The sequence below is a fragment of the Serratia sp. CY47444 genome (genome assembly GCF_052168635.1).
GTDB classification, from domain to species: domain Bacteria; phylum Pseudomonadota; class Gammaproteobacteria; order Enterobacterales; family Enterobacteriaceae; genus Serratia; species Serratia bockelmannii.
This window is the reverse complement of sequence record NZ_JBJNMH010000030.1, coordinates 1-22,445: the sequence shown is the minus strand read 5'-3', so window position 1 is coordinate 22,445 and position 22,445 is coordinate 1. Positions and strand designations below refer to the sequence as shown.

The 22,445-nt window shown below is 58.8% G+C and carries 20 protein-coding genes and 1 riboswitch; of the genes, 10 read left to right on the top strand and 10 right to left on the bottom strand.

Going from position 1 to position 22,445, the window contains the following annotated elements:
* Positions 1-99: 99 nt before the first annotated feature.
* The 4 genes from rpoC to ACJ8IL_RS23815 all read left to right on the top strand — a co-directional run bounded on the left by rpoC (position 100) and on the right by ACJ8IL_RS23815 (position 6,678).
* A complete protein-coding gene (rpoC, locus tag ACJ8IL_RS23830; RefSeq protein ID WP_025304939.1) occupies positions 100-4,323 on the top strand; it encodes a DNA-directed RNA polymerase subunit beta' in 4,224 nt (1,407 codons plus the stop codon).
* Between the two features lie 168 nt (positions 4,324-4,491).
* Positions 4,492-4,938: a GNAT family N-acetyltransferase gene (locus tag ACJ8IL_RS23825; RefSeq protein ID WP_025304940.1), complete on the top strand. Its 447-nt coding sequence runs from the start codon at positions 4,492-4,494 to the stop codon at positions 4,936-4,938.
* Positions 4,938-5,402 carry an oxidoreductase gene (locus ACJ8IL_RS23820; protein WP_043143693.1) on the top strand — a complete coding sequence of 155 codons (465 nt, stop codon included), beginning with the start codon at positions 4,938-4,940 and terminating at the stop codon, positions 5,400-5,402. The genes ACJ8IL_RS23825 and ACJ8IL_RS23820 overlap by 1 nt, the downstream gene beginning before the upstream one ends.
* A gap of 1 nt (position 5,403) precedes the next feature.
* Complete coding sequence (locus tag ACJ8IL_RS23815) at positions 5,404-6,678, top strand: sensor histidine kinase (protein WP_060435302.1); 1,275 nt, start codon at positions 5,404-5,406, stop codon at positions 6,676-6,678.
* On the opposite strand, the gene ACJ8IL_RS23810 is transcribed toward ACJ8IL_RS23815, so the two are convergent.
* The 8 genes from ACJ8IL_RS23810 to rsd all read right to left on the bottom strand — a co-directional run bounded on the left by ACJ8IL_RS23810 (position 6,664) and on the right by rsd (position 14,411).
* Positions 6,664-7,443, bottom strand: coding sequence for a helix-turn-helix domain-containing protein (locus ACJ8IL_RS23810; RefSeq protein ID WP_025304943.1), 780 nt, complete (start codon positions 7,441-7,443; stop codon positions 6,664-6,666). The two genes, ACJ8IL_RS23815 and ACJ8IL_RS23810, sit on opposite strands and share 15 nt — an antisense overlap.
* 740 nt (positions 7,444-8,183) lie before the next feature.
* A complete protein-coding gene (gene thiH / locus ACJ8IL_RS23805) occupies positions 8,184-9,317 on the bottom strand; it encodes a 2-iminoacetate synthase ThiH (protein WP_060435310.1) in 1,134 nt (377 codons plus the stop codon).
* Entirely contained in the window at positions 9,317-10,096 is a 780-nt protein-coding gene (locus ACJ8IL_RS23800) for a thiazole synthase (RefSeq protein WP_442516898.1), read from the bottom strand. Before ACJ8IL_RS23800 ends, thiH begins: the two co-directional genes overlap by 1 nt.
* 1 nt (position 10,097) lies before the next feature.
* Entirely contained in the window at positions 10,098-10,298 is a 201-nt protein-coding gene (gene thiS / locus ACJ8IL_RS23795) for a sulfur carrier protein ThiS (protein ID WP_141971597.1), read from the bottom strand.
* Positions 10,295-11,044, bottom strand: coding sequence for a HesA/MoeB/ThiF family protein (locus ACJ8IL_RS23790; protein WP_197811777.1), 750 nt, complete (start codon positions 11,042-11,044; stop codon positions 10,295-10,297). The genes thiS and ACJ8IL_RS23790 overlap by 4 nt, the downstream gene beginning before the upstream one ends.
* Positions 11,037-11,687 carry a thiamine phosphate synthase gene (gene thiE, locus ACJ8IL_RS23785; protein WP_197811778.1) on the bottom strand — a complete coding sequence of 217 codons (651 nt, stop codon included), beginning with the start codon at positions 11,685-11,687 and terminating at the stop codon, positions 11,037-11,039. The genes ACJ8IL_RS23790 and thiE overlap by 8 nt, the downstream gene beginning before the upstream one ends.
* The gene (thiC, locus tag ACJ8IL_RS23780) at positions 11,680-13,629 is read right to left on the bottom strand and encodes a phosphomethylpyrimidine synthase ThiC (RefSeq protein ID WP_261128130.1); all 1,950 of its coding nucleotides are present in this window, start codon (positions 13,627-13,629) and stop codon (positions 11,680-11,682) included. Before thiC ends, thiE begins: the two co-directional genes overlap by 8 nt.
* 114 nt (positions 13,630-13,743) lie before the next feature.
* Positions 13,744-13,868, bottom strand: a riboswitch (TPP riboswitch).
* A gap of 39 nt (positions 13,869-13,907) precedes the next feature.
* Complete coding sequence (gene rsd, locus ACJ8IL_RS23775; RefSeq protein WP_261128132.1) at positions 13,908-14,411, bottom strand: sigma D regulator; 504 nt, start codon at positions 14,409-14,411, stop codon at positions 13,908-13,910.
* Between the two features lie 101 nt (positions 14,412-14,512).
* On the opposite strand from rsd, the gene nudC reads away from it, so the two are divergent.
* The 6 genes from nudC (at position 14,513) to ACJ8IL_RS23745 (ending at position 18,888) form a co-directional block, all read left to right on the top strand.
* Positions 14,513-15,280, top strand: a complete 768-nt coding sequence (nudC, locus tag ACJ8IL_RS23770) for an NAD(+) diphosphatase (protein WP_148123847.1) — start codon at positions 14,513-14,515, stop codon at positions 15,278-15,280.
* A 38-nt stretch (positions 15,281-15,318) separates the two neighbouring features.
* Complete coding sequence (gene hemE, locus ACJ8IL_RS23765) at positions 15,319-16,383, top strand: uroporphyrinogen decarboxylase (RefSeq protein ID WP_025304949.1); 1,065 nt, start codon at positions 15,319-15,321, stop codon at positions 16,381-16,383.
* 9 nt (positions 16,384-16,392) lie between these two features.
* The gene (nfi, locus tag ACJ8IL_RS23760) at positions 16,393-17,079 is read left to right on the top strand and encodes a deoxyribonuclease V (protein ID WP_261128137.1); all 687 of its coding nucleotides are present in this window, start codon (positions 16,393-16,395) and stop codon (positions 17,077-17,079) included.
* A gap of 48 nt (positions 17,080-17,127) precedes the next feature.
* A complete protein-coding gene (locus ACJ8IL_RS23755) occupies positions 17,128-17,718 on the top strand; it encodes a YjaG family protein (RefSeq protein WP_025304951.1) in 591 nt (196 codons plus the stop codon).
* 189 nt (positions 17,719-17,907) lie between these two features.
* On the top strand, positions 17,908-18,180 hold the full coding sequence (gene hupA, locus ACJ8IL_RS23750) for a nucleoid-associated protein HU-alpha (RefSeq protein ID WP_004929874.1): 273 nt from the start codon (positions 17,908-17,910) through the stop codon (positions 18,178-18,180).
* A gap of 36 nt (positions 18,181-18,216) precedes the next feature.
* The gene (locus tag ACJ8IL_RS23745; RefSeq protein WP_080271274.1) at positions 18,217-18,888 is read left to right on the top strand and encodes a DUF1481 domain-containing protein; all 672 of its coding nucleotides are present in this window, start codon (positions 18,217-18,219) and stop codon (positions 18,886-18,888) included.
* A gap of 49 nt (positions 18,889-18,937) precedes the next feature.
* Here the strand turns inward: ACJ8IL_RS23745 and purD are convergent, their stop codons facing one another.
* Positions 18,938-20,221 carry a phosphoribosylamine--glycine ligase gene (purD, locus tag ACJ8IL_RS23740; RefSeq protein WP_015376331.1) on the bottom strand — a complete coding sequence of 428 codons (1,284 nt, stop codon included), beginning with the start codon at positions 20,219-20,221 and terminating at the stop codon, positions 18,938-18,940.
* A gap of 48 nt (positions 20,222-20,269) precedes the next feature.
* Entirely contained in the window at positions 20,270-21,859 is a 1,590-nt protein-coding gene (gene purH / locus ACJ8IL_RS23735; RefSeq protein ID WP_089181545.1) for a bifunctional phosphoribosylaminoimidazolecarboxamide formyltransferase/IMP cyclohydrolase, read from the bottom strand.
* Between the last annotated feature and the right edge of the window lie 586 nt (positions 21,860-22,445).

The window sequence follows — 22,445 nt, the reverse complement described above, 5'->3', positions numbered from 1 at the left end:
TCCCCGCCTAAGGGAGCCTGAGGGTGGTTGTTCAGGTCACACGGGTACCTACTGCGGTTGTGGGTACCCAACAGGTTTAACTCCGACAGGAGCCAATCCGTGAAAGACTTATTGAAGTTTCTGAAAGCGCAAACTAAGACCGAAGAGTTTGATGCGATCAAGATTGCTCTGGCCTCGCCAGACATGATCCGTTCGTGGTCGTTCGGTGAAGTTAAGAAGCCGGAAACCATTAACTACCGTACGTTCAAACCAGAACGTGACGGCCTTTTCTGCGCCCGTATCTTCGGGCCGGTAAAAGATTACGAGTGCCTGTGCGGTAAGTACAAGCGCTTGAAACACCGCGGCGTGATCTGTGAGAAGTGCGGCGTTGAAGTGACCCAGACCAAAGTGCGTCGTGAGCGCATGGGCCACATCGAGCTGGCTTCGCCGACCGCGCACATCTGGTTCCTGAAATCGCTGCCATCCCGCATCGGTTTGCTGCTGGATATGCCGCTGCGTGACATCGAACGCGTACTGTACTTCGAATCCTATGTGGTGGTCGAAGGCGGTATGACCAACCTCGAGCGTCGTCAGATCCTGACCGAAGAGCAGTATCTGGACGCGCTGGAAGAGTTCGGTGACGAATTCGACGCCAAGATGGGTGCGGAAGCTATTCAGGCCCTGTTGAAAAACATGGATCTGGAAGCCGAGTGCGAGCAGCTGCGTGAAGAGCTGAACGAAACCAACTCCGAAACCAAGCGCAAGAAGTTGACCAAGCGTATCAAGCTGCTGGAAGCGTTCGTACAGTCCGGTAACAAGCCGGAGTGGATGATCCTGACCGTGCTGCCGGTACTGCCGCCGGATCTGCGCCCGCTGGTTCCGCTGGATGGCGGCCGTTTCGCGACCTCGGATCTGAACGATCTGTATCGCCGCGTGATCAACCGTAACAACCGTCTGAAACGCCTGCTGGATCTGGCTGCGCCTGACATCATCGTGCGCAACGAAAAGCGTATGCTGCAAGAAGCGGTAGACGCCCTGCTGGATAACGGCCGTCGCGGTCGTGCCATCACCGGTTCCAACAAACGTCCTCTGAAATCTTTGGCCGACATGATCAAAGGTAAGCAGGGTCGTTTCCGTCAGAACCTGCTCGGTAAACGCGTTGACTACTCCGGCCGTTCCGTAATCACCGTAGGTCCATACCTGCGTCTGCATCAGTGCGGTCTGCCTAAAAAGATGGCGCTGGAGCTGTTCAAACCGTTCATCTACGGCAAGTTGGAGCTGCGTGGCCTGGCCACCACCATCAAAGCCGCCAAGAAAATGGTTGAGCGTGAAGAAGCCGTCGTTTGGGATATCCTGGACGAAGTGATCCGCGAACACCCGGTACTGCTGAACCGTGCACCAACCCTGCACCGTTTGGGTATCCAGGCGTTTGAACCGGTTCTGATCGAAGGTAAAGCGATCCAGCTGCACCCACTGGTTTGTGCGGCCTATAACGCCGACTTCGATGGTGACCAGATGGCTGTTCACGTACCGCTGACGCTGGAAGCCCAGCTGGAAGCGCGTGCGCTGATGATGTCTACCAACAACATCCTGTCCCCAGCGAACGGCGAGCCAATCATCGTTCCTTCTCAGGACGTTGTACTGGGTCTGTACTACATGACCCGCGACTGTGTTAACGCCAAGGGCGAAGGCATGGTGCTGAACGGTTCCAAAGAAGCTGAGCGTGTTTACCGCGCCGGCCTGGCGTCTCTGCATGCGCGCGTTAAAGTGCGTATCACCGAAGACGTCAAAAACGCCGAAGGCGAATGGACTTCTCAGACCAGCATCATCGACACCACCATCGGCCGCGCCATCCTGTGGATGATCGTACCGAAAGGTCTGCCGTACTCGATCGTTAACCAGCCTTTGGGCAAGAAAGCGATCTCCAAGATGCTGAACACCTGTTACCGCATCCTGGGCCTGAAGCCGACCGTTATCTTTGCTGACCAGATCATGTACACCGGTTTTGCTTACGCAGCCCGTTCAGGCGCTTCCGTAGGTATCGACGACATGGTTATCCCGGCCAAGAAAGCGGAGATCATCGAAGAAGCGGAAACCGAAGTTGCCGAGATCCAGGAGCAGTTCCAGTCTGGTCTGGTTACCGCCGGCGAACGCTACAACAAAGTGATCGATATCTGGGCTGCAGCGAACGAACGCGTTGCGAAAGCGATGATGGAAAACCTGTCGGTAGAAGACGTGGTTAACCGTGACGGCGAAGTGGAACAGCAAGTTTCCTTCAACAGCATCTTTATGATGGCCGACTCCGGTGCGCGTGGTTCCGCCGCTCAGATTCGTCAGCTGGCCGGTATGCGTGGCCTGATGGCGAAGCCGGACGGCTCCATCATCGAAACGCCAATCACCGCGAACTTCCGTGAAGGTCTGAACGTACTCCAGTACTTCATCTCCACCCACGGTGCTCGTAAAGGTCTGGCGGATACCGCACTGAAAACCGCGAACTCCGGTTATCTGACCCGTCGTCTGGTTGACGTGGCGCAGGATCTGGTTGTGACCGAAGACGACTGTGGCACCCACGACGGCATCCTGATGACTCCGGTTATCGAAGGTGGCGACGTGAAAGAGCCGCTGCGTGAACGCGTTCTGGGCCGTGTGACGGCAGAAGACGTCCTCAAGCCGGGTACGGCGGACATTCTGGTGCCACGCAACACCCTGCTGAACGAGAAGGCGTGTGACCTGTTGGAAGAGAATTCTGTCGACAGCGTTAAAGTCCGTTCCGTGGTGAGCTGTGAAACCGACTTTGGTGTGTGTGCAAACTGCTACGGTCGCGACCTGGCACGTGGCCACATCATCAACAAAGGTGAAGCCATCGGCGTTATCGCGGCACAGTCCATCGGTGAGCCGGGTACACAGCTGACGATGCGTACGTTCCACATCGGTGGTGCGGCATCTCGTGCGGCTGCTGAATCCAGCATCCAGGTGAAAAACAAGGGTAGCCTCAAGCTGAGCAACGTGAAGTTCGTTATGAACGCTGCGGGCAAGCTGGTGATCACCTCGCGTAACACCGAACTGAAACTGATCGACGAATTCGGCCGTACCAAAGAAAGCTACAAGGTGCCTTACGGTGCCGTGATGGGCAAAGGCGACGGTGAAGAAGTTAACGGCGGCGAAACCGTGGCTAACTGGGATCCGCACACCATGCCGGTCATCAGTGAAGTCAGCGGCTTCATTCGCTTCGCGGATATGGTTGACGGCCAGACCATTACTCGCCAGACCGACGAACTGACCGGTTTGTCTTCTCTGGTCGTACTGGACAGCGCAGAGCGTACCGGTAGCGGTAAAGACCTGCGTCCGGCACTGAAAATCGTTGACGCTCAGGGCGAAGACGTATTGATCCCAGGTACTGATATGCCTGCTCAATACTTCCTGCCGGGCAAAGCGATCGTTCAGCTGGAAGACGGCATTCAGATCGGTGCGGGTGATACCCTGGCGCGTATTCCTCAGGAATCCGGCGGTACCAAGGATATTACCGGTGGTCTGCCGCGCGTTGCCGACCTGTTCGAAGCACGTCGTCCGAAAGAGCCGGCAATCCTGGCTGAAATCAGCGGGATTATCTCGTTCGGTAAAGAGACCAAAGGCAAACGTCGCCTGGTGATCTCTCCGCTGGACGGCAGCGACGCTTACGAAGAGATGATCCCGAAATGGCGTCAGCTCAACGTGTTCGAAGGCGAAGTGGTGGAACGTGGTGACGTCGTTTCCGACGGCCCAGAGTCTCCGCACGACATTCTGCGTCTGCGTGGCGTGCATGCGGTTACCCGCTACATCACCAACGAAGTGCAGGAAGTTTACCGTCTGCAAGGCGTTAAGATTAACGATAAGCACATCGAAGTTATCGTTCGTCAGATGCTGCGTAAAGGCACCATCGTTAGCGCTGGTGGCTCCGAGTTCCTGGAAGGCGAGCAGGCTGAAGTGTCTCGCGTCAAGATTGCCAACCGTCAGCTGGAAGCTGAAGGTAAAATCGCGGCAACCTTCTCGCGCGATCTGCTGGGTATCACTAAGGCTTCCTTGGCGACCGAGTCCTTCATCTCCGCTGCATCGTTCCAGGAAACGACGCGCGTTCTGACCGAAGCTGCCGTAGCCGGCAAGCGTGATGAACTGCGTGGCCTGAAAGAGAACGTTATCGTGGGCCGTCTGATCCCAGCCGGTACCGGTTACGCTTATCATCAGGATCGTATGCGTCGCCGTGCTCAGGGTGAAGCGCCGGTTGTTCCGCAAGTCAGCGCGGAAGAAGCGACGGCTAACCTGGCCGAGCTGCTCAACGCAGGCCTGGGCGGCAGCGACGACGAGTAATCGTCATCCGCGCCGCGGGCCCGGTACGCCGGGCCCATCGCCAGATAAACCGCCCCTTCGGGGGCGGTTTTTTTTCGCCTCGTGCCGGGTTAAGACAAACTTTGCTACTATGGTTCCAGCAGAAATTGACCGGCGCTTTTTATCTGACAATTAAGGACAGTGCGAAACATGGACAGCCTCATTACCTTCGAAAAATTGACGGCGCAACACCTGCCATACCTGTATGAGATCCGCTTTTCCGTTGAAGAAAACCTGCTGCATCCGCATCAGGTCCAGTATCTGCAGCGCAAACAGGCGCTGGAGGACATCAACCAGGGCGGCGGTTGGATCTGCAAGTATGGCGACGACTATGCCGGCGTTGGCTTCGGGTTATTCATCCCTGAACCGCTGATCGGCGGCCTGTTCGTGAAGCCGGAATACCAGTCTAAGGGGATCGGCTCTGCCTTACTGGCACGGGTCACTCACTGGATGTTTGAGCACGGCGCCGAAGCGATCCACTTAACCACCGATCTCGGCTCCAAGGCCGAAGGCTTTTATCAACGTCACGGCTGGGTCGTGGTCGGGCAGGATGAATTTGGCCAGGCCGAATTGGTGAAACGCAAAGAGGGTGAATGATGAAAATCAAAGGATTGATGACGTTACTGCTGCTTTCGCTGTTTAGCGCGCCGCTGTATGCGGCCGTTGACTATTTTTATCTGAAACCGCTCGACGGCGAGAAGATCAAAATCACCCGGCAGATGCTGGAGGCGATGCCGCCGCACACGATTAAAACCTCGACCAATTTCACCCCGGAAGATACGTTTACCGGCGTTGAGTTTGCCGAGCTGGTGAAAGCCTATCATCTGAAAGGCCAGTCGGTGCGCGCTTTCGCCTGGGACGATTACTCCTACTCGATGCCGATTGACGAGATGATTAAATACCGCGTGATTGTCGCCTATCTGCGCGGCGGTAAGCCGATCGACGTGGGGGAGCTGGGGCCATTCGCCATTATTTATCCGCGCGATGGCTACGCTGAGCTGAATAACCTGGATGTGAACGCGAAAACCGTCTGGCAAGTTAAACGGTTGGAGATGAAATAAGATGAGCAAAAAACTGATCGGTACTCTTATCGCGTTGGTTGCCATCTTCTCTTTATTGATTTTGTTGATTGCTATTAACTTCGGTGGCGTAAAAGAGCGCTATAAGCAGATCGAGCCCAATCTGGACAACTACTCGGTGGCCGAGATCCTCTTTCTGGCGTTTGAAAGGACCAAAACCGCGCTGCTGCTCAGTGAAAATAACGACTACGACGCTTTCCTGATCAAGAAGAAAATCTTTTACTCGAAGATTCAGATCCTGGAGAGCCGTTCGACCTTCAGCGACTCTTTTTATTACGACGACGAGTTCATCAAGAATGTTGCGCTGCTGAAGCAGCAGTACCGCACGTTGGACGATCTCTCCACCGGCTTGCTGGTGGGGCAGAAAAACAAGGCGGATATTCTCTCTTATATGGATGATATCGAGGGCACGCTGGTCGATATCCAGGAAATTATTTATCGGATACAGATTAAAAACTTTACCGAAGTGAAAGGCATCATCCAGGACAACTCGAGTAAAGCCGAGATGTTTGCCCTCTTTTCGCTGATTTTGGTGTTCCTGATGATGTTCCTGGTGCTGAGAAATGCCTTCTCGTTAAAAGAGATCATCAAGAATAAGAACATCTTTATCTCTTCCATCTACCACGAGATCGCCGGCTCGACTCAGGCCATCGTCATTGCTGCGGATATCATGGAGCACGAGCTGGCGCAGGAAGAGTTGAAAAAAGAAGCTCGCCTGATCTCCTATCACGGCAATAAGATCACCGAACAAACGCGCGAGGTGATGGATTATTCGCGGCTAGAGATGGGGGAGGTCAAAGTGAATATATCCACCTTCCGTCTGAATGAGATGGTGGACGATGCCATGACCAGTATCAGCGCCGGGCGCGGTAATCGCATCGTGGTGCGTCGTTCATCCTATGTTGGTTTGATTTGCTCCGACAAATATAAGCTCTACCGAATATTGGCCAATCTGCTCAGCAACGCGGACAAATTTACTCACCACGGTGCGATTATCCTCAATGTGAAGGTGTGCCACGGCAATCTGTATTTATGGGTAAAAGACACCGGCATCGGGTTTAACGTCGATAATCTGGAACGATTATATAAGGCGTTCAATCAGGGGGTGGAAAGGGAAACGCGACAGGGATTGGGGCTGGGGCTGACCATTATCAAAAATTACGTCACGACGATGAAAGGCGCCATCAAAGTCAAATCCGTCGAAGGGGTTGGCTCGTCGTTTTTGATCCGCATCCCGGTCAAACTAATTAAAGAATAAGTTCGACAGCAGCAGCGAAGAGATAATCAGCGGTTTGGTCGGTTTTTCCACCAGATGCACGTCATAGTGCAGGATCATATCGCCGATGTTTTTCTCGTAGTGATTCAGCTGGCCGGTCAAAATGATGATGCGGGCATGCGGATCGAGGGCATCTTTAATTTTCTTCACGACGCGTTCGGAAGTCTCGCCGAAGTCCAACAGCCAGTCCAAAATAAACGCCTCAAAAGACTGGTGCTCCAGCGCGGCCAGCATGGCGTCCGCCGTCTGAAAGGTCTCGGTCTCGATGCCGTAGCGGCAGGCGATCTTCTTCAACAATTCGAGAATATCACTGTCATTGTCCAGGATCGCGATACGCGGAGCCGGCAGAAAGTCTATCTTGTTGACTTTGTACAGTGGGGCATCGGCGGCATGTTCCCGGTTGGTGTTGATGATGAAAAGATCGTCTTTTTTGTAGGCGTAGGTTTCGTCGCTGTCTGCTTGCGTGGCCGGGCGCTCGTCGACCTCAATGTTGCAGCGCTTGTGAATGCTGTTCATGATAAAGACGCCGTTATGCGTCCTTTGGCCGGCAAACGGTTCGTTGAAATACTGAAAAACCTTTTTGATTTCATCGAGGGTGATGCCCCTTTTGCCATCCAGTTTTTGTTTGGCGCTGTTGTACTGAAGGTTCAGTATGTTGGCCATCGTGGAGGCATGTTTTCTGTCGCCAACTCCTTTCAGAGTGAGCAACGCGCTGATTGCATCGATATAATTTGGCGTTTTCTTCATGACAACCTTGGCTTTTTTGATGTTGACCGCGAGCGCTGAAAAACCTGCGCGAGAACCCGTGCTGGATTATAGATGATGCCCCGGTGGTTGCGGTGATATCAGTTTGATTTCCTTTGGCAAACTCAAAACATACTCGATACTAAATAAAAAAACACTCAAAAGACATTCACATTTAATCGTTTATGTGGTTAATTAGCGCACATACTGTGTGATTCGCGTCCTGGGGGGGTGCCAGTCTCACAAAATAAACCGCCTGCTCTTGTCCGTAAGCAGGGAGCAGGCGGCAAAAAAGATCTGCGGTCAACACCAGGGCTATTGGCTGCATCGGGGATGACCATTCGAACCTCTCTTCGTCGCTGTATCTTCTTTTTTCCTCGTTCCTCACTGTTCTGCCGCAATAGCGCCCTATGAATATCACTCCTAAGTGAATACCGAACGCAGATATCGCATCTTTCTGACAGCCCATTAACCGACAAGACAACCTATCCGTACGCCCTTACAGGCCGCGATACGGCATATGCGCGTTGCCGCGGACGAGGGCCGGAGTCGCGCAAGAGGATCTCCGGCGCGCTCCGGGATGGGATAAGGCGGGGCCATCGAGAGGGTGACGGCCCCGGCCGACGCCGGGTTTGGCGGTCGGCAAGGCCACTATAGTCGGCGCGTTTGCCGGCGCCAGCGCTGCCGTTCGGCATTGCGCGGCCGCTCCAGCGTTTTCTTCACACGGCGGCAAACGTTGCTGTTTATTGCGCGCCGCGTCCCAGATAACCGTCCCAGTCTTTCCACACCGGCTGCAGCCCGGCGTGGCTGATGGCCTCGGCGACCTGCTGCGGCGTGCGGTCGTCGTGCGGTTCGAACTGTTCCAGCTCCGGCGGTACGTCATCGGCATAGCCGCCGGGCTGCGTCTTGGATCCGGCGCTGACGCTGTTGATCGCCACCGGGATCATATGATCGCGGAAGTAAGGCGACTCCCGGGTAGACAGCGACAGCTCAACGTCTGGCGCGAACAGCCGGAAGGCGCAGATCAGCTGCACCAGTTGAGGCTCGCTCATGATCGACGCCGGTTCAATGCCACCGGCGCAGGGGCGCAGACGCGGGAACGAGATCGAGTAGCGGCTCTGCCAGTAGGTTTGCTGCAGGTAGAACAGATGTTCCGCCAGCAGGTAGCAGTCGGTGCGCCAACTGTTGGACAGACCGATCAATGCGCCGAGGCCGATCTTGTCGATCCCGGCGCGCCCCAGGCGATCCGGCGTGGCCAGGCGCCAATGGAAATCCTGCTTCTGGCCGCGCAGGTGGTGCTGCAGATAGGTGGCCGGATGGTAGGTTTCCTGGTACACCAGCACGCCGTCCAGGCCCAGCGTTTTCAGTTCGGCGTATTCCTCCTGCGCCAGCGGCTGCACTTCCATCATCAGCGAGCTGAAGTGCCGGCGGATCGCCGGGATGTGCTGGCGGAAATAGTCCATGCCAACCTTGGTCTGATGTTCGCCGGTGACCAGCAACAGATGTTCGAACCCCAGCGCCTTGATGGCTTCGCACTCGCGTGCGATCTCCGCCGCATCCAGCGTTTTGCGCTTGATGCGGTTGCTCATCGAAAAGCCGCAGTAGGTGCAGTCGTTGGCGCACAGGTTAGAGAGATACAGCGGCACATAGAAGCCGACGACGTTGCCGAACCGCTGGCGGGTCAGCTGCTGCGCGCGTTGCGCCAACGGTTCCAGATACGGCGCGGCCGCGGGGGAGATCAGCGCCATAAAGTCGTCGCGCGTCAGCTTGTCGGCGTTCAACGCGTGCTCCACGTCGCGCGTAGTTTTGCCGTTGATGCGCAGCGTAATGTCGTCCCAGTCCAGCTGTTGCCAGCGGCTACTGAAATCGTCGGCCATCATTGCGCCTCCTCTGGCTGGCTGAGAAAAGCGGTCAGCGGGCTGGACGCGACCGCGCCGCGCTGGCTGGAGCCTAATCCGGCGCTGCGTGCCAGCTCGCCGGCCTCCAGCGCCAGGCGAAACGCCCGCGCCATCTGCACCGGATCGCGCGCCACGGCAATGGCGGTATTCACCAGCACCGCGTCGGCACCCAGCTCCATCGCCGCCAGCGCGTGGCTTGGCGCGCCGATGCCGGCGTCTACCACCACCGGCACCTTGGCTTGCTCGATGATGATTTCGAGGAAGTCACGGGTGCGCAGACCGCGGTTGGAGCCGATAGGCGCACCAAGCGGCATCACCGCCGCACAGCCCACCTCTTCCAGCCGTTTGCACAGCACCGGATCGGCGCCGCAGTAGGGCAGCACCACAAAACCGTCTTTCACCAGCGTTTCCGCCGCTTTCAGCGTTTCTATCGGATCAGGCAGCAGGTATTTCACATCGGGATGGATCTCCAGTTTCACCCAGTGGGTGCCGAGCGCTTCACGCGCCAGCCGGGCGGCGAACACCGCCTCGGCGGCGGTTTTGGCGCCGGAGGTGTTGGGCAGCAGCCTGATGCCCAACTGCTGCAGCGGCGCCAAAATGGCGTCGTTGCCGCCGCGCAGATCGACGCGCTTCATGGCCATGGTCACCAGCTGTGAGCCGGAGGCCGCCAGTGCCTCCAGCATCAACGCCGGGGTGGCGAACTTGCCGGTGCCGGTGAACAGGCGCGAGGTAAAAGTGGTATCGGCGATTTTCAGCATGTCAGCCTCCGGCGATCGCTTGAAACAGCAGGATGTCATCGCCGTCCTGCACCTGATGGTCGGCCCAGTCGGCGCGCGGGATGATGATTTGGTTGATCGCCAGCGCGGTGCCCGGCTGGTGGCGCTCCAGCTGGGTTAGCAGGGCGGCGACGCTAAGCGGCTGCGCCAGCTCCAGCGGTTGATCGTTTAAACGGATTTTCATGCCGTGCCTCCGCATACCGGGCAGGCGCGGGCCTGGCTCAGTTGCAGCGTGCTCCAGCTCTGCTGCTTGCCGTCGAACAGCCGCAGTTTCCCGCTGAGGGAGGAAGGCATGCCGGCCAGCATTTTGATGGCTTCCAGCGCTTGCAGGGTGCCGATCACGCCGACCACCGGGCCGAGCACCCCGGCGGTGCGGCAGTTGCGCTGCGGCTCTTCCTGATCCGGGTACAGGCAGGCGTAGCAGCCGTGCGCATAGGGCGGCTCGAGCACCAGCAGCTGGCCGCTGAAACCGACCGCGCTGCCGCTGATCAGCGGCTTGGCGGCGGCGATGCAGGCGGCATTGACCTCATGGCGGGTCGCCATATTGTCGCAGCAGTCCAGCACCAGATCGGCGCGGGCGACCGCGTCGCGCAGCGCTTGCCCCTGCAGCCGCTGCGCCAGCGGGATGGATTCCACCAACGGGTTCAGCGCCTGCAGGTGGCGTTGCGCCAGAGCCGCCTTACCGGTGGCGGTATCGGCGCTGCGGTAGAGGATTTGCCGCTGCAGGTTGGTGACGTGCAGCTGGTCGTCGTCGGCCAGCAGCAGCGTGCCGACGCCGGCGGCGGCCAGATACAGTGAAGCCGGGGAGCCGAGCCCGCCTAAACCGACGATCAGCACCGTGGCGCGCTTGAGCCTCTCCTGGCCTTCCGGGCCGACGTCCTCCAGCAGCAGCTGGCGGCTGTAGCGCAGGAATTCCTGATCGTTAAGCATCGCTCGGCTCCTCGCCTTCGATCAGCCGCAGCAGCTCGGCCGTCGCCGCGCGCCAATCCGGCGCTTGGGTGATGGCGCTGACCACCGCCACGCTGCCGACGCCGCACGCCAGCACCGCCGGTACGCGATCGATACTGATCCCGCCGATCGCCACCGTCGGGTAATCCGCCAAATCGGCGATGTGGCGTTTCAACTCCGTCAGCCCCTGCGGCGCAGAAGGCATGTCTTTGGTCTGGGTGGGGAAGATGTGCCCCAGCGCGATGTAGGACGGTTTCACCGCCAGCGCGCGCGCCAGCTCGGCGTCGTCATGGGTGGACACGCCCAGCCGCAGCCCGGCGCGGTGAATGGCCGCCAGATCGGTGGTATCGAGATCTTCCTGGCCCAGATGCACGCCGTAGGCGCCGTGCTTGATCGCCAGCCGCCAGTAGTCGTTGATGAACAGCCGTGCCTGATAACGCTGGCCCAGCGCGATGGCGGCAGCGATATCCTCTTCGACCTGCTCGTCAGGCAGATCCTTGATGCGCAGCTGGATCGTGGTGACGCCGGCCTCCAGCAGGCGAGCGATCCATTCCACGCTGTCGACGACCGGGTAAAGCCCCAGTTTGTGGGGCGTAGCCGGGAAGGGGATCGTGATATCAGTCATTGCTTGTCTCCTCTTGCAGGGTGTCGGCGTCGGCGCTGTGATACAGCTCGCTGCCGCGGGCGCGGAACTCGGCGGACATTTTCTCCATGCCGGTCAGCTGCACTTCTATCGGTTTGGCGGCCTCCTGGGCGGCGGCGTAGTCGCGTACCTCCTGCGAAATCTTCATCGAGCAGAATTTCGGCCCGCACATCGAGCAGAAGTGGGCGACCTTGCCGGATTCCTGCGGCAGGGTTTCGTCGTGATAGGCGCGCGCGGTGGCCGGATCGAGCGCCAGATTGAACTGATCTTCCCAGCGGAATTCGAAACGTGCCTTGGACATGGCGTTATCGCGGATCTGCGCGCCCGGATGGCCCTTGGCCAGATCGGCGGCGTGAGCGGCGATCTTGTAGGTGATCAGGCCCTGCTTGACGTCCTCTTTGTTCGGCAGGCCGAGGTGTTCTTTCGGCGTGACGTAACACAGCATGGCGCAGCCGAACCAGCCGATCATTGCCGCGCCGATGCCGGAGGTGAAATGGTCATAGCCCGGTGCGATATCGGTGGTCAGCGGGCCGAGGGTGTAGAACGGCGCTTCGTGGCAGTGTTCCAGCTCTTCGGTCATGTTGCGGCGGATCATCTGCATCGGCACGTGGCCCGGGCCTTCGATCATCACCTGCACGTCGTATTCCCAGGCGATTTTGGTCAGCTCGCCCAGCGTATGCAGCTCGGCGAACTGGGCTTCGTCGTTGGCGTCCTGAATCGAGCCGGGGCGCAGGCCGTCGCCGAGCGACAGCGAAACGTCGTAGGCGGCGCAGATCTCGCAGATTTCACGGAAGTGCTGATAGAGGAAGTTTTCCTGATGGTGCGACAGGCACCATTTGGCCATGATCGAGCCACCGCGCGACACGATGCCGGTCAGGCGTTTGGCGGTCATCGGCACATAGCGCAGCAGCACGCCGGCGTGGATGGTGAAGTAATCGACCCCTTGTTCCGCCTGTTCCAGCAGCGTATCGCGGAACATCGCCCAGGTGAGGTTTTCCGCCACGCCGTTGACCTTCTCCAGCGCCTGGTAGATAGGCACGGTGCCGATGGGCACCGGGCTGTTGCGCAGGATCCACTCGCGGGTTTCGTGAATATAGCGGCCGGTGGAGAGATCCATCACGGTGTCTGCGCCCCAGCGGGTGGCCCACACCAGCTTCTCCACCTCTTCTTCGATCGACGACGTGACCGCCGAGTTGCCGATATTGGCGTTCACCTTCACCAGGAAATTGCGGCCGATGATCATCGGCTCCGCCTCCGGGTGATTGATGTTGGCAGGAATGATGGCGCGGCCGGCGGCCACTTCCTGGCGCACGAACTCCGGCGTGATGTTGTCCGGCAGGTTGGCGCCCCAGCCCTGGCCCGGATGCTGGTGGCGCAGCACCTCGCCGCGAATGCGTTCGCGCCCCATGTTTTCACGGATGGCGATAAACTCCATCTCCGGGGTGACGATGCCGGCGCGGGCATAGTGCAGCTGGGTCACGCACTTGCCCGGCAGCGCTTTGCGCGGCAGCGGCAGATGTTCGAAGCGCAGGTGATCCAGCCCCTCGTCCGCCAGACGCTGTTGGGTGAAGCCGGAACTGGCGCCGCTCAGGGTCGCAGTATCGCCGCGCGCGTCGATCCAGCCGGCGCGCAGCTTGGCCAGGCCGGCGTGCACATCGAGCTCGGCCTGCGGATCGCCGTAGGGGCCGGCGGTGTCATATACCGGGATCGCCTCGTTCTGTTCATACTGCGGGCTATCTTTGCTGCCGCCGACCAGGGTCGGACTGAGCTCAATTTCGCGCATCGGCACCTGGATATCGCGGCGCGAGCCCTGCAGGTAGATGCGGCGTGAGTTTGGGAAAGCCATGCCTTGCAGCGTGTCGATAAACTGCTGGGCGGCTTCGCGTTGCGCTTTACGGGCGCGCGGTGGATTAATGTTAGACATAGCAAGTTCCTACCAGTGTGTTGGGTTGGGAAAGTTGCTTGTCTGGAGCTCGGAGGGAGTAATGATGGTGGCCGATAAGGCAGGGCGCCCGCAAGGGGGAGGCCGTGCCTGTGGCGATAGATTACTCTTGTTCCCTTCGCGGGTATTAACCCGATCAGGTTCCGCGGATCCCGAATTAACGGTCTCAGCCTGGCTGATTCGATGAACAAATCAGGCGCTAGGCACTCCGACAAGATGCCCCCCAGTATAGGAGGGATATGAAAAAAAACTATAAAATTTTAACGCGCCGGATCCAGCATCTGGTCCGGCAGCGGTTGCTGCGCGGCTTCTGCTTCCAACTGGATCAGCTTATCTTCCAGCGCAAAGCGCGCCGCCAGCGTTTCGCCGATATCCGACAAGGCCTGGTGGAATTCCAGACAAACCTCCTGATCGATATCCACTTCGGTATAGCGATCGTGGAACGCCATGATCTGTTCAGTATTGGCCCACAGCTTGGGATAGATGTTCACCGCCAGCGACATTTTCGGACTGGCTGCGCCTTCCACTTGTTTGATAATTCTGTCATAGATATGAAAATGCCCTGCGGAGAGATAATCCACCAGGTTGTGGCAAAAGTTCTCCAGCGCTTTTTCATTCAGCGGCGTATGCTTTTCTTTATTCGGTTTGAGGCCTACCAGCGTGCAGTAGGCGACCAGCAACTGTTTGCGGGCCTGAAGCCATTGATCAACTAATTCATTACTACCGCCAACGCGCTGAGTCAGCCTTTCCAAACGGTTGAGCATGTTTGACTCCGTGTAAGTAACAAAAGTAACCGGTAAGTTATTAAAATGTAACAAAGCCGATTTGTAGAGTGCCAGTGAAGCTGAGGTTGTGCAACAACGATATGGAACTTGCATTAACGGGCAATGAAAACGGCTGGTGGATTGTCAGCCATGAAAGCAAACTTTGGTTACCGAACGGTGAATTGCCGTCGGGGACGGCCGCCGCCCTCGGGCTGCAGGGCCACATGGCGCGCACCATCGGTGAATGGGAGGGCGCGCCGGTTTGGCTGGTGCGCCAGGCGATGCCGCGGGAGATGGGATCGGTGCGTCAGCTGTTGGATCAGGATCGCGGTCTGTTCCAGCTTGCCGGGCGCGGCGTTCAGTTGGCGGATTTCTACCGCTCTCATCGCTATTGCGGCTACTGCGGCTATGAGATGCACCTCAGCCGCTCCGAAAGCGCCTGCCTGTGCGGCCACTGCAAAGAGCGGTACTACCCGCAGATTGCGCCCTGCGTGATCGTCGCCATTCGGCGCGACGATCAGATCCTGCTGGCGCAACACGTGCGCCATCGCGGCGGCATCCACACGGTGCTGGCCGGCTTCGTCGAGGTGGGCGAAACGCTGGAACAGGCGGTAGCGCGCGAAGTGATGGAAGAGAGCAATATCGAAATCAAGAACCTGCGTTACGTCACCTCACAACCCTGGCCGTTCCCGCACTCGCTGATGATGGCCTTTATGGCCGATTACCATCAGGGTGACCTTCGACACGACCCCAAGGAGCTGCTCAACGCCGGCTGGTATCGCTACGACCAACTGCCGCTGTTGCCGCCGCCCGGCACCGTGGCGCGCCGGTTGATTGAGGACACCGTGGCGCTGTGCCGGGCAGAATAATGTACAATGGCCGGCAGATTATTAAGGGAGCCCCATAAATGACTGAGTTGAAGAACGATCGCTACCTGCGCGCGCTGTTGCGCCAGCCGGTGGATGTGACCCCCGTATGGATGATGCGCCAGGCCGGTCGTTATTTACCGGAGTACAAGGCGACCCGCGCCCAGGCCGGTGATTTCATGTCGCTGTGCAAGAACGCGGAGCTGGCCTGTGAGGTTACGCTGCAGCCGCTGCGCCGCTATGCGCTGGACGCCGCCATTCTGTTCTCCGACATTCTCACCATTCCCGACGCCATGGGGCTTGGCCTGTACTTTGAAGCCGGCGAAGGCCCGCGTTTCAGCTCACCCATCACCTGCCGTGCTGACGTCGACAAACTGCCGGTGTTCGATCCGGAAGTGGAGTTGGGCTATGTGATGAACGCGGTGCGTACCATCCGCCGCGAGCTGAAGGGCGAAGTGCCGCTGATCGGCTTCTCCGGCAGCCCGTGGACGTTGGCTACCTATATGGTTGAAGGCGGCAGCAGCAAGGCCTTCACCAAGCTGAAAAAGATGATGTATGCCGAACCGGCCACGCTGCACCTGTTGCTGGACAAGCTGGCGGACAGCGTGATCCTGTACCTCAACGCCCAGATCAAAGCCGGCGCGCAGTCGGTGATGGTGTTCGACACCTGGGGCGGCGTGTTGACCGGGCGCGATTACCGCGAGTTCTCTTTGCACTACATGCACAAGATCGTCGATGGCCTGCTGCGTGAGAATGACGGCCGCCGCGTGCCGGTGACGCTGTTCACCAAAGGCGGTGGGCAGTGGCTGGAGGCGATGGCCGCCACCGGCTGCGATGCGCTGGGGCTGGATTGGACCACCGACATCGCCGACGCGCGTCGGCGCGTGGGCGATAAAGTGGCGCTGCAGGGCAACATGGATCCGTCGATGCTTTATGCTTCCCCGGCGCGCATCGCGGAAGAAGTGGAGACCATTCTGGCCGGTTTCGGCCACGGCAACGGCCATGTGTTCAACCTGGGCCACGGCATCCATCAGGATGTGCCGCCTGAGCACGCCGGCGCCTTCGTCGAGGCGGTGCACGCGCAGTCGGCGAAATACCACCGTTAAGGATTTGATGTGACCGATATGCAGGCCCTGCGCGCCGAACAGCTGCGGCGCGCGGCTGAAGTCATTCGCTACGACGATCTGCCGGCCGACCCGCCGGCCTTCATCGCCGGTGCCGACGTGGGCTTCGAGCAGGAGGGAGCGGTGACGCGCGCCGCCATCGCCATCCTGCGCTATCCGTCGCTGGAGCTGGTGGAGTATCAGGTGGCGCGTATCGCCACCGTCATGCCTTATATCCCGGGTTTCCTGTCGTTTCGCGAATACCCGGCGCTGTTGGCCGCCTGGGCTCAGCTGCGGCAAAAGCCGGGGTTGATCTTCGTCGATGGACATGGCATTTCGCATCCGCGGCGTCTCGGCGTCGCCAGCCATTTCGGCCTGCTGGTCGATGTGCCGACCATCGGCGTGGCCAAGAAGCGCCTGTGCGGCAAATTCGCACCGCTGGAGGCCGCCGTCGGTGTGCTGGCGCCGTTGGAAGATAAGGGTGAACAGCTGGGCTGGGTATGGCGCAGCAAGGCGCGCTGCAATCCGCTGTTCATCTCTACCGGTCACCGCGTGGGCGCCGACAGCGCGCTGGCGTGGGTGCAACGCTGCATGGCGGGCTACCGTTTGCCGGAGCCGACCCGTTGGGCTGATGCCATCGCATCGCGGCGCCCGGCGTTTCAGCGTTGGTTGCAGCAGCATCCGGAGGTGTCGCCATGAGCGATTTCGGGTACACTGCGCCGCAGATAACGCGTAAGAGAGTAAAGCATGCTACGTAACCCGATTCATTTACGTCTGGAACGGCACGAGGCTTGGCAACATTTGACCTTTATGGCCAGTTTGTGCGAGCGTATGTACCCGAATTACCAGATGTTCTGCAAACAGACCGAGTTCGGCGATCCGGCGGTTTATCGCCGCATTCTGGATTTGGTGTGGGAAACGCTGGTGGTGAAGGACGCCAAGGTCAACTTCGACAGCCAGCTCGAGAAGTTGGAAGAGGCGATTCCGTCGGCGGAAGATTACGATCTTTACGGCGTTTACCCGGCAATTGATGCCTGTATCGCATTAGGGGAACTGATCCATTCGCGGCTCGGCGGGGAGACGCTGGAGCACGCCATCGCCATCAGCGAAACATCGATTCGCACCGTGGCGATGTTGGAAATGACTCAAGCCGGTAAGGAAATGACCGACGAAGAGTTGGGCAGTTTGCCTGCGGTAGAGGAAGAATGGGACATTCAATGGGAAATTTTCCGCCTGTTGGACGCCTGTGAAGAGCGCGATATAGACCTGATCAAGGGGCTGCGATCCGACCTGCGAGAGGCCGGTGTCAGCAACATCGGGATAAATTTAGCGCAATAAGGCAGCAAAACGTGATTTAACGCCTGATTTGTCATGCCTTAAGGCTTCACATCCGCACCCTGTCTGGTCTACATTTGGGGGGCGTAAAAAAAGTGGCTATCGGTGCGTGTATGCAGGAGAGTGCTGTCAATCGGCATATCCGTCGCACTCGATGCTTTGCAAACGATAAACACACTGTAAGGATAACTTATGAACAAGACTCAACTGATTGATGTAATCGCGGACAAGGCTGACCTTTCCAAAGCACAAGCTAAACTGGCTCTGGAATCCACCCTGGCTGCTATTACTGAGTCTCTGAAAGAAGGTGATGCAGTACAATTGGTTGGCTTCGGTACTTTCAAAGTAAACCATCGTAGCGAGCGCACTGGCCGCAACCCACAGACTGGCAAAGAAATCAAAATCGCAGCAGCCAACGTGCCTGCGTTCGTTTCTGGCAAAGCACTGAAAGACGCTGTTAAATAAGACCGCGCCTCGGTGAAAAGATTAAACAGAGGGGCGATGGCGCCCCTTTTGTTTACTCGTCGGGTGCTCATGGCCGCCGGCATCGCCCTCGGTCTGAGCGCCTGCAGTTTCCATTCCGATATTCCCAGCTTTACCGCCAGCGGCTTTGTGGCCGATCAGGGCGTGATACGCCTGTGGCGTAAAGACGATGAGCAACATCGCCCGCAGGTGCTGGTCAGCGTCTATAGTCCCTACCGGGGGCCGGGTACCATCACCACGCTGTATACCTATCAGGGCGACGTGCTGCGCCAAATCAAACGCAACGACGCCGACGGCGATCGAGACTCCATTCAACTGCGCTTTGCCGACGACGGCACGGTGAGCTTTATGCAGCGCCAGCTGGCGACACGCCGCGAACCGCTGACCAGCGATGAGATAGCACTGTACCAATATCAGGCGCGACGTATCCTCGAGGTCAGCAATGCGCTGCGCGCCGGCAAGGTGAAATTGCTGCAGGGGCGTTGGATGCAGGGCGAGGTGCAAACCTGCGACGGCCAGCGCTTAAAACCTGGGTTGGATGCCACCGCCATCGGCTGGATCGAAAAACGCGCCCGCAGCAGCAGCCGGCCGGTGAGTGTCGCCTGGTTGGAAGCGCCGGAAGGCAGTGAACTGCTGCTGGTGGCGAACGACGACTTCTGCAGCTGGGAACCGAAAGAAGACCAGCTATAAAAAAGGCCCCGCGCTGCGGAGCCTCTTGCCATGACCTTATCAGGTCAAATCACTTGCCGCGCGCAATCGCGCGATAACCGATATCTTTGCGGCAGAAGCTGCCCGGCCACTGAATGCCTTCCGCCAGCTGATAAGCGCGTTGCTGCGCTTGCGCCACGGTGTCGCCCAGCGCCGTCACGCACAGCACGCGGCCGCCGCTGGTGACGACGTCATCGCCCTGCAGGCGCGTACCGGCGTGGAAGACCTTACCGTCGGCGCTTTCCTGCTGCGGTAACCCCTGGATCACCTCGCCATTGCGATAATCACCCGGATAACCGCCGGCCGCCAGCACCACGCCGAGCGCAGGGCGTTCGTCCCAGTCAGAACTTTTCTCGTTCAGGCGGCCTTCGGCACCCGCCAGGCACAGCTCCACCAGATCGGAGCGCAGGCGCAGCATGATCGGCTGAGTTTCCGGATCGCCAAAACGGCAGTTGAATTCGATCACCTTCGGCTGGCCGTCGGCGGAGATCATCAGGCCGGCATACAGGAAGCCGACGTAGGTATTGCCTTCCGCCGCCATGCCGCGCACCGTCGGCCAGATCACCTGGTCCATGGCGCGCTGGTGGATTTCGTCGGTCACGACCGGCGCCGGAGAGTAGGCGCCCATACCGCCGGTGTTCGGGCCGGTGTCGCCGTCGCCGACGCGTTTGTGGTCCTGGCTGGTGGCCATCGGCACCACGTTCTCGCCATCGACCATCACGATGAAGCTGGCTTCTTCGCCGTCGAGGAACTCTTCCACTACGATGCGATGACCGGCGTCGCCGAAGGCGTTGCCGGCCAGCATGTCACGCACGGCTTCTTCCGCCTCCTGCAGCGTCATCGCGACGATCACGCCTTTACCGGCGGCCAGGCCATCGGCTTTGATGACGATCGGTGCGCCTTTGCGGCGCACATAGGCGAGTGCCGGCTCCACCTCGGTAAAGTTTTCATATTCGGCGGTCGGGATGCGGTGGCGCGCCAGGAAATCCTTGGTGAAGGCTTTAGAGCCTTCGAGCTGCGCGGCGGCCTGCGACGGGCCGAAGATTTTCAGACCGGCGGCCTGGAAGGCGTCGACTACGCCGATCACCAGCGGCGCTTCCGGCCCGACGATGGTCAGACCGATGTCATGGCTCTGGGCGAACGCGACCAGGGCAGGGATATCTGTGGCGGCGATCGCCACGTTCTCCAGATTGGCTTCCAGCGCGGTGCCGGCGTTGCCCGGCGCAACGTAGACTTTGTCCGCCAGCGGAGACTGGGCGGCTTTCCAGGCCAGCGCGTGCTCGCGCCCGCCGTTGCCGATAATCAAAATGTTCATCAGGGGCTCCACGAATGGCGTGCGCCGGAGCGCACGCGGCAAAAGGAATTAATGGCGGAAGTGACGCATGTCGGTGAAGATCATCGCGATGCCGTGTTCATTGGCGGCGGCGATCACTTCGTCGTCGCGGATTGAGCCGCCAGGCTGGATCACGCAGGTGATGCCGACCGCCGCGGCGGCATCGATGCCGTCACGGAATGGGAAGAAGGCGTCGGAGGCCATGGCGGATCCTTTCACTTCCAGCCCTTCGTCGCTCGCTTTGATGCCGGCGATCTTGGCGGAATAAACGCGGCTCATCTGGCCGGCGCCTATGCCGATGGTCATATTGTCACGTGCATAAACGATGGCGTTGGATTTCACGAACTTGGCCACTTTCCAGCAGAACAGCGCGTCACGCAGTTCCTGCTCGGTCGGCTGGCGCTCGGATACCACGCGCAGATCGGCGGCGGTCACCATGCCGAGATCGCGATCCTGCACCAGCAGCCCGCCGTTGACGCGCTTGAAGTCCAGCCCCGCCACGCGTTGCTGCCACTGGCCGCAGGCCAGCACGCGCACGTTCTGTTTGGCGGCCAGCAGGGAGCGCGCTTCCTGGGTGACGTTTGGCGCGATGATCACTTCCACGAACTGGCGGCTGATGATCGCCTGCGCGGTGGCGGCGTCCAGCTCGCGGTTAAAGGCGATGATGCCGCCGAAGGCGGAAGTCGGGTCGGTTTGGTAAGCGCGCTCATACGCGGCGAGGATGTCGTCACCGATCGCCACGCCGCAAGGGTTGGCGTGTTTGACGATCACGCAGGCCGGTTCGGCGAACTCTTTCACGCATTCCAGCGCGGCGTCGGTATCGGCGATGTTGTTATAGGACAGCGCTTTGCCCTGTAGCTGCTCGGCGGTCGCGACGGACGCTTCCTTTACCTCTTCTTCTATATAGAAGGCGGCCTGCTGGTGGCTGTTCTCACCGTAACGCATATCCTGCTTCTTGATGTAGTTGAGGTTCAGGGTTCGCGGGAAGCGGCCGGACGGCTGTTCGGTCTCGCCGTGGTACGCCGGCACCAGCGCGCCGAAGTAGTTGGCGATCATGCTGTCGTAGGCGGCGGTGTGTTCGAAGGCTTTGATGGCGAGATCGAAGCGGGTGGCATAGCGCAGCGAGCCGTCGTTGTTGTCCATCTCGGTAATGATGGCGGCGTAGTCGCTGCTCTTCACGACGATGGCGACGTCTTTATGGTTCTTGGCGGCGGAGCGCACCATGGTCGGGCCGCCGATATCGATATTTTCGACCGCGTCTTCCAGCGAGCAATCTGGGCGCGCCACGGTTTGGGCGAACGGGTACAGATTGACGACCACCATGTCGATAGGCTGGATGTCATGCTGATTCATGACCGCGTCGTCCTGGCCGCGGCGGCCGAGGATACCGCCGTGAACTTTCGGGTGCAGGGTCTTAACTCGTCCGTCCATCATCTCCGGGAAGCCGGTGTAGTCGGAAACTTCGGTAACGGGCAGACCGGCGTCTGCCAGCAGGCGGGCGGTGCCGCCGGTGGAGAGCAGTTCAACGCCGCGCTGGGAAAGCGCTTCGGCAAATTCAACGATACCGGCTTTGTCAGACACGCTGAGCAGGGCCCGGCGGATTGGACGAGGTTGTTGCATGGTTTTATCCCTTGGCTTTGAGTCGCAATTAAAGAGCGTTACGTGAATGTCCACCTCGTTCTCTCTATAAGGAAGGTTTTTTTGCCTTATAAGGGAGGGTCAGGCACATATTCAGGTAGCGCCCCCATAAAAAGGGGGATCGTTTCGTCGCGGGGAATTGTAGCGAAAACGTTTGCGTGGCGCTCGTAAATTTTCCGTGCAAATCACATCTGTGGATAACACTGTGCGCAAGTGGGTATAAGGCGGGGTTTTGCTGTGGAATGCAGCGAACGATCGTTTTTGCTGAAAATACCTGTTGCGGCCTGCGAGGAACTCCCTATAATGCGCCTCCATCGACACGGAACATGTGAACAACTTCACAGAGTATCCGGGGGTCGCAGAGAAAAAATCCTGAAAATTAGGGTTGACTCTGAAAGAGGAAAGCGTAATATACGCCACCTCGAGTTAGCAAGCGAAAGCGCCTAACTCACTGCTCTTTAACAATTTATCAGACAATCTGTGTGGGCACTCCACAAGACGATATCCAGCATCTTCGGATGCAAAAAAATATCAAGTCTTGAAGAGTGACTAACTGAAGTAAAATTCA

Coding starts and splice junctions, on each gene's coding strand:
- ACJ8IL_RS23825 (WP_025304940.1), top strand. CDS start 4,492: ATGGACAGCCTCATTACCTTCGAAAAATTGACGGCGCAACACCTGCCA.
- ACJ8IL_RS23820 (WP_043143693.1), top strand. CDS start 4,938: ATGAAAATCAAAGGATTGATGACGTTACTGCTGCTTTCGCTGTTTAGC.
- ACJ8IL_RS23815 (WP_060435302.1), top strand. CDS start 5,404: ATGAGCAAAAAACTGATCGGTACTCTTATCGCGTTGGTTGCCATCTTC.
- ACJ8IL_RS23810 (WP_025304943.1), bottom strand. CDS start 7,443: ATGAAGAAAACGCCAAATTATATCGATGCAATCAGCGCGTTGCTCACT.
- thiH (WP_060435310.1), bottom strand. CDS start 9,317: ATGGCCGACGATTTCAGTAGCCGCTGGCAACAGCTGGACTGGGACGAC.
- ACJ8IL_RS23800 (WP_442516898.1), bottom strand. CDS start 10,096: ATGCTGAAAATCGCCGATACCACTTTTACCTCGCGCCTGTTCACCGGC.
- thiS (WP_141971597.1), bottom strand. CDS start 10,298: ATGAAAATCCGTTTAAACGATCAACCGCTGGAGCTGGCGCAGCCGCTT.
- ACJ8IL_RS23790 (WP_197811777.1), bottom strand. CDS start 11,044: ATGCTTAACGATCAGGAATTCCTGCGCTACAGCCGCCAGCTGCTGCTG.
- thiE (WP_197811778.1), bottom strand. CDS start 11,687: ATGACTGATATCACGATCCCCTTCCCGGCTACGCCCCACAAACTGGGG.
- thiC (WP_261128130.1), bottom strand. CDS start 13,629: ATGTCTAACATTAATCCACCGCGCGCCCGTAAAGCGCAACGCGAAGCC.
- rsd (WP_261128132.1), bottom strand. CDS start 14,411: ATGCTCAACCGTTTGGAAAGGCTGACTCAGCGCGTTGGCGGTAGTAAT.
- nudC (WP_148123847.1), top strand. CDS start 14,513: ATGGAACTTGCATTAACGGGCAATGAAAACGGCTGGTGGATTGTCAGC.
- hemE (WP_025304949.1), top strand. CDS start 15,319: ATGACTGAGTTGAAGAACGATCGCTACCTGCGCGCGCTGTTGCGCCAG.
- ACJ8IL_RS23755 (WP_025304951.1), top strand. CDS start 17,128: ATGCTACGTAACCCGATTCATTTACGTCTGGAACGGCACGAGGCTTGG.
- hupA (WP_004929874.1), top strand. CDS start 17,908: ATGAACAAGACTCAACTGATTGATGTAATCGCGGACAAGGCTGACCTT.
- ACJ8IL_RS23745 (WP_080271274.1), top strand. CDS start 18,217: ATGGCGCCCCTTTTGTTTACTCGTCGGGTGCTCATGGCCGCCGGCATC.
- purD (WP_015376331.1), bottom strand. CDS start 20,221: ATGAACATTTTGATTATCGGCAACGGCGGGCGCGAGCACGCGCTGGCC.
- purH (WP_089181545.1), bottom strand. CDS start 21,859: ATGCAACAACCTCGTCCAATCCGCCGGGCCCTGCTCAGCGTGTCTGAC.